Here is a 5979-nt window from a genome sequence, read left to right as displayed (position 1 = left end):
ATCTGCGAGCAGCTAAACTCTCAATCACGGCATGAGCCCCTGTGCCCACACTCCGGGGGACGCCTCACGACGTCACCACTGCGGTCGACTGCGTGCGACAGGGCTTGGGGATCGCCCTGGTGCCGCAGTTCGCGGTCCCCGGCTCCATCGATCTGCAGGTGGTCGCTGTCAAGGGGCGCCGGCCGACTGGACCTTCCACCTGGGAACGCGGGCCGGACGCCGCCCGGGGGCGGCCGCTCCGGGCTCTGCTCGAACTCCGTGATCGGGGTCTGGCTGTGGATCGCGCTGGGTGACGGTGCAACGCCCCAGAGGTCGGCCGTCCTGGGAAGATCGGCCGGCGATGTCTACGCTGAGGCCGTCAGATCATTTCGGCCCGTCTGTGTACCACGGCGGCCGCCATCTCCGGGAAACGGACGTCCACAGTGCAGTCGCCTCCTCCTTCGCCCCCCGGACCCATCCCCCATGGATGGCCTGGACGTTCCGCAGCTGCGTGCCCTGCACGCCCTGCTGATGCAACGCAGTCACCGGTGCCGCCCTGAGCCTCGGACGGACCCAGCCCACGCTGTCCGCCGCCCTGGCCCGGCTGCGGCGCCACTTCTCGGACGATTTGCTGACCCGCAGCGGCAACCACTACCTGCTCACCCCTTTCGCTGAACGCCTGCGCCCCCTGGTCGCCTCGGCGGTGGCCGCGGTGGACCGGGTGTTCTCGGCCGAGTCGGAGTTCGATGCGGCCGTCTCCGGCCGTGAATTCAGCGTGGTGTCGTCCGATTACGGCGTCAGTGTCGTTGGCGCGCCGCTCGTCGCCTTGCTGGAGCGGTAGGCGCCCCGCGTGCGCGTGCGTTTCGAGCCGGTGACGCGCCAGTCGCTCAGCAGCGACACCGATTTCTTCCGCACCATCGACGGTGTACTGATGCCGCAGGGTTACGTCGACCTGCCCCGCTCCGTGGAACTCCACCGCGATCGATGGGTCTGCGTGGTGTCCCGGGACAATCCGCGTGTAGGGGAACGGCTGGCGATGGACGATCTCCGGGCGCTGCCGTGGGTCGCCACCTTTCCCGACTCCCAGGGCCGTGTCCCGGCGTGGCGGCAGATGGAGCTGCTCGGTGTGAGGCCGCGGGTCTCCGCCATCGCCGACTCCTTTCTCGCCCTGCCCTTGCTCGTCCAACGCAGCGGCGGGATAGCCCTTGTCCAGGAGAAGCTGGTCCGTGCCATGGCCACGGCACTGAATGTGCGACTGCTCGAGTGCCCCTTCGACGCAGTGCCGCTCGTCGAGACGTTTTGGTGGCATCCGGTACATGATGCGGACCCCGGCCACCGATGGCTGCGTCAGTGCCTGGCCCGGGTCGCAACCGGGACAGCTGAATAGATTCACTCGATGCCCGGCATAGGGGAAATTTGCTTCCTTCAGGGTGTGGATGGTGTGCACCATGACGATCCCGCACCACTGCGAAAGGGTTCCCGATGTCCGTCGCTTTTCCCCGCACCCCCGATTCAACGATCGACGTGCACGCCCATGCCTGGCTGTCCGAGCTCCACGAGCTCGTGAGCGGCCGCGAGGGATTTCGGGCATTCACCGAGCGCGAGATACGTCGCTCGGGCCCGGAATCGGCGCTGACGAGTACTGAACGTTTCACGGAAAGCCTGCCGAAGCTGACGGATCCCGACGTGCGAATCGGCGTCATGGACCATGCCGGGGTCGATGTCCAGGTCGTCTCGGTCGTCCCGACCCAGTACCACTCCTGGGCGGATCTCCCGCTGGCCGAGGAGATCACCCGTGTTACCAACGAGGGGATCGCCAGCCACTGCGCCGCGCAGTCGGACCGACTGTGCGGGTTGGGCGTCGTCCCGCTTCAGCACCCCGAGCACGCGGTCGAGTGGCTGGAGCACGCGGTCCTGGAGTGCGGGCTACGCGGCATCGAGATCTCTTCGTACGCCGAGGACCCCGTGGCCGGTGCGACAGTCGAACTGTCGGATCACCGGCTGGACGACCTATGGCGCCGCGCAGAGGAGCTGGAGGCCGTCGTCTTCCTGCACCCCTGGGATTGCGCACTGGAGGCTCGACTCGACCGCTGGTACCTGTCCAACTCGGTGGGCCAGTTGGTCGAGCACGCCGTCGCACTCTCGCACCTGATCTTCGGCGGCGTCCTGGACCGCTTCCCTGGGCTCCGGCTGATAGCAGCGCACGGCGGCGGTTTCCTGCCGGTGCTCTCCAGCCGCAATGACCACGCCTGGCAGGTAAGGCCGGAGTCCCGCGGCTGCCGTGAACTGCCCAGCAGTTACCTGCGCCGCCTGTGGTTCGACTCCGTGGTCAACACTCCCGGGGCGCTGGAGGCCCTGGTCGCCGCAGTGGGCGCCGACCGCGTCGTCCTCGGAAGTGACCACCCCTTCGACATGGGGACCGTCGACCCCTTGGGTCTGTTGCGGCAGACGGTTCCCAACGCCCAGGACTTCGCAGCGATCGCGGGCCAGAACGCGGCCCGCCTCCGCCTCTTGCCCGGTGATGTCACTTTGGACCGCCGCCCTTGATCCAACTTCACCGGCCGCCCCCTGGACAAGGCACGGCGGCCACCGACGGAAGGAAACCCGCTATGAGCACCACCCCTGATTTCGTGGACGCGGACCCCGTGCGGACCCGTTGGTCCTCCGACGATCCCGCTGACCGCTTCACCGTGCACAATCCGGCCACCGGCCTTTCCCTCATCAGCATCCAAGGGGTCGGGGAGAAGCAAGTCGGGGAGGCCATCGAGGCAGCACACCGCGGTCACCTGTCCTGGAAGAACCGCACCCCCCGCGAACGCGGCCAGTGGCTGCACAAGGTTGCGCAGGCGGTACGGGAGCACGCGGACGAGATCGCCGCTCTAGAGACCAGCGACAACGGCAAGCCCCTCGATCAGTCCCGCGGATTCGATCTCGAGGCCTGCATGGCCATCTTTGAGCTCTTCGCCGGGTTGTGCGAAGTCATTCCGAACCAGGCTCGCGATGCGGGTAGCACTCTGGACATCACCGTGCTGGAGCCGTACGGCGTCATCGGCGCGATCGTCCCGTTCAACTGGCCGCCGCTGCACACTGCAGGAAAGCTCGCTCCAGCCCTGGCAGTGGGCAACGCCGTGGTCATCAAGCCGCCGGAGCAGGCGCCCCTGTCTGTGATGCGGATCATCGAGATCGTCCAGTCGGTCCTCCCTGATGATGTGGTGCACGTCGTTCCGGGTCTCGGCAAGGTCGGAGCCCACCTGGCCGGGAATAAGCGGATCGGCAAGATCTCCTTCACCGGCGCGCCCACGACAGGAACCGCCGTACTGAAAACAGCGGCGGAAAACCTGACCCCGACCCTCATGGAGCTTGGTGGGAAGAACCCATTCATAGTCTTCGATGACGCCGACCTCGACGCGGCCCTGCGATGGGCAGTGGAGGGCGGGTACTTCAATCAGGGAGAGGCGTGCACGGCCGCCTCTCGGCTCCTGGTCCACTCCGGTATCCACGACGAGTTCGTCCACCGGTACGCGACCGCGGTGCGCCGGCTACGTGTGGGGGACGGCGCCGAACCTGGCACCCACGTCGGGCCTCTGGTGACGGAGGCACAACGCAAGCGGGTGCTGGACTACATCGATATCGCTGTCGGCGAGGGCGCGGAACTCACCGCGCAGGCGGACCTGCCGACCGACCCGCGGCTGGTAGACGGCTTCTTCGTAGCCCCGACGCTCTTCACAGGTGTGACACGCGACATGCGGATCGCCAATGAGGAAGTTTTCGGCCCCGTGGTGTGCGTGATCCCGTTCCACGACGAGGCCGAGGCCGTCGGTATCGCCAACGGCACCGACTTCGGCCTGGTCGCCGGTGTCTTCACCCGTGACTCTGAACGCGCCCTTCGCGTCAGCAGGGCACTGACCGCCGGCATGGTCCTCGTCAACAACTACAACCGTGTCTTCACGGGAACCCCCTTTGGGGGCGTAGGACACAGCGGTTACGGTCGCGAACACGCCCTGGAGACACTCCAGGAGTTCGGATACAGCAAGAGTCTCCGAATCCCTTCCGGGATCGTGGAGGTGTCGCGTTGGGCGCCCTCGCTCGAAGTGTTCAACGACGCGGACGCGGAGGACTCGGACCGCTGAGCAAACGGCAGCCGGTGTCCACGCGCTGGACCGACCGCCATTGGAAGGAGCGGGAGAACCGTGATCACCAATCTCACAAGACCAGGGCTCTCCCGCAGGCGCAGAGGAGCCCGGCCCAGCGTGAACAGCGGCACAGCCTGGCGCTGGGCATCGGTGGCGGACTCGTCGGCCAGTCCTCGAACCCGCCGGCGGTGTCACACGCGATCCGGGCCTTGCTGCTGAGTGCCGCCCCCGCGCACGCGAAGCGTTCCGCGGGGGCGGAGTCGGCACTGAGGTTCCCCGGGCCTTGTCCCAAGGCCCCCCGGCCGGAGATCTGTGACCACACCCCGGACTCGAACGAGGAGCGCGCCGCGGCTACCGCATCGTCCACGTCCGACGTGGTTGTCCAGGCAATGTCGGTGATGACCGTGCCCGTCTCGGGGCTTACCACATCGCGGCGGACGCCGTCGGACGCCTCGCGCCACGTCCCTCCGACGAACAGGTTCCCTGGAGAGATCTCCCCTGCATCGGTCATGGTCGTTGAGCGGGTCTTGTCAACCTCAGCCATTGAGGCTCTCTTCCCGATACCCGTGCATCAGTCCTGCGTGAGCGCCGGACGGAGAGCATCCGCGAGCGACGTTCCCGGGTGTCCGATGAGCTTGGAGAGGGTGTCGGTCAGGCCACCGAGCTCACCGCGCTCGATCGCCTGGTCGTTCGCTACGACGAACTGTGCCGCCGGCTCCGGGACACCAGCATCGACAAGCACCCGAAGGTGGTCATCCGAGGAGAGCTGACGAAGCTCGACCGGGCGTCCCGACAGCTCTGAGAGGGTGCGCGCGAGGTCGGCGTGCGTCCACGCGACATCGCCGGAAAGTTCATACGTCGCTGAATCGACGGAGTCACCGCTCAGGACGACGGCGGCGGCCTCGGCGAGATCCTGGCGCGTGGCAGAGGAGACGCGGCCGTCGCCTGCGCTGGTGATCAACGACCCGGTCGAGACGGCCTGCTGCGCCGTCTCGATGAAGTTCTCCGTGTACCATCCGTTGCGCAGCAGCGCGACCGCGAACGGCACGTCGGCCAGGAGACGCTCAGTGGCCTGGTGCTCCGGAGCGACCGGTCCGGTCGCCGTATCCGCGTGCAGAATGCTGGTGTAAGCGAAGAACCCGACCCCGGCCACCTTCGCCGCGTCGATCACCGCCTGGTGCTGCGGAAAACGCTGCCCCACCGCCGATCCCGAGATGAGCAGAAGGCGGTCCACACCGTCGAGCGCGGCAGGCAGATCGGCCGGGGAATCATAGTCGAAGTGACGAACCGTGACGCCCCGGTCGGCGTAGTGCTGCGCCTTGTTCGTGTTGCGAGCAAGGGCCACCACTCGGTCCGCCGGCACGCGGTCCAGGAGCGCGTCGATGACGAAGGATCCGAGAACCCCGGTGGATCCAGTAACTGCGATGGACATGAGGGCTTCCTTTCGTGGGCCTATTTCCGAGGCTACCTTCGGGAATCCTCGAACGCGCGACGCGACGGATGACATCCCGTCGCCAACTCCCGGCAGAGCCTCGTTCTTGGACCTGAAGCTCCTGGGCCGTCGGCGGCGAATCCACCCGCGTCGTACCGTCCCGGCCGTGCCGGGCCCGCTCGGCCCGCACCCAGTTACGCAGCGTCTCCCGGCTGATCCCCAGATCTTTACCGATGCCCTCGAAAGTGTGACTCGGGCCCGACAGATACAGCGCGACAGCGTCCGCCTTGAAATCGGATGAGTAGACCTTCATCAAAAGATGCCTCCTCTCAGAGGTGTCCACCACTCGGGGACAGGCCCCAAGGCCGGGAAGTTAGCGTTTTCGCAGGTCACGCAAGCGCGTTGAGGGGTCGAGGACAAAGCGTAACGGAGCTC

The 5979-nt window shown here is 66.9% G+C and carries 6 protein-coding genes and 2 pseudogenes; 5 read left to right on the top strand and 3 right to left on the bottom strand.

What is annotated here, in order from left to right; all coding sequences use genetic code 11:
- Positions 1 to 535 precede the first annotated feature (535 nt).
- From LCE31_RS41020 to LCE31_RS35345, 5 genes and pseudogenes are all read left to right on the top strand, one after another.
- A pseudogene (locus LCE31_RS41020) lies at positions 536 to 595 on the top strand (hypothetical protein); the annotation flags it as partial.
- A 12-nt stretch (positions 596 to 607) separates the two neighbouring features.
- Positions 608 to 820, top strand: coding sequence for a hypothetical protein (locus LCE31_RS35360; protein ID WP_263632679.1), 213 nt, complete (start codon positions 608 to 610; stop codon positions 818 to 820).
- A gap of 9 nt (positions 821 to 829) precedes the next feature.
- A complete protein-coding gene (locus tag LCE31_RS35355; protein ID WP_225021880.1) occupies positions 830 to 1366 on the top strand; it encodes a LysR substrate-binding domain-containing protein in 537 nt (178 codons plus the stop codon).
- A gap of 95 nt (positions 1367 to 1461) precedes the next feature.
- Complete coding sequence (locus LCE31_RS35350; RefSeq protein WP_225021877.1) at positions 1462 to 2526, top strand: amidohydrolase family protein; 1065 nt, start codon at positions 1462 to 1464, stop codon at positions 2524 to 2526.
- A gap of 62 nt (positions 2527 to 2588) precedes the next feature.
- Positions 2589 to 4109, top strand: a complete 1521-nt coding sequence (locus LCE31_RS35345; protein ID WP_225021875.1) for an aldehyde dehydrogenase family protein — start codon at positions 2589 to 2591, stop codon at positions 4107 to 4109.
- 73 nt (positions 4110 to 4182) lie between these two features.
- On the opposite strand, the gene LCE31_RS35340 is transcribed toward LCE31_RS35345, so the two are convergent.
- The 3 genes and pseudogenes from LCE31_RS35340 to LCE31_RS35330 all read right to left on the bottom strand — a co-directional run.
- The gene (locus LCE31_RS35340; RefSeq protein ID WP_225021873.1) at positions 4183 to 4656 is read right to left on the bottom strand and encodes a hypothetical protein; all 474 of its coding nucleotides are present in this window, start codon (positions 4654 to 4656) and stop codon (positions 4183 to 4185) included.
- A gap of 27 nt (positions 4657 to 4683) precedes the next feature.
- Positions 4684 to 5544, bottom strand: a complete 861-nt coding sequence (locus tag LCE31_RS35335; RefSeq protein WP_225021871.1) for an SDR family oxidoreductase — start codon at positions 5542 to 5544, stop codon at positions 4684 to 4686.
- Between the two features lie 121 nt (positions 5545 to 5665).
- Positions 5666 to 5857, bottom strand: a pseudogene (locus LCE31_RS35330) (transposase); the annotation flags it as partial.
- Positions 5858 to 5979 lie beyond the last annotated feature (122 nt).

Origin of the sequence: Streptomyces sp. 8L, from assembly GCF_020176795.1 — a bacterium.
Lineage (GTDB): Bacteria > Actinomycetota > Actinomycetes > Streptomycetales > Streptomycetaceae > Streptomyces.
This window is presented reverse-complemented; position numbering and strand designations above follow the sequence as displayed.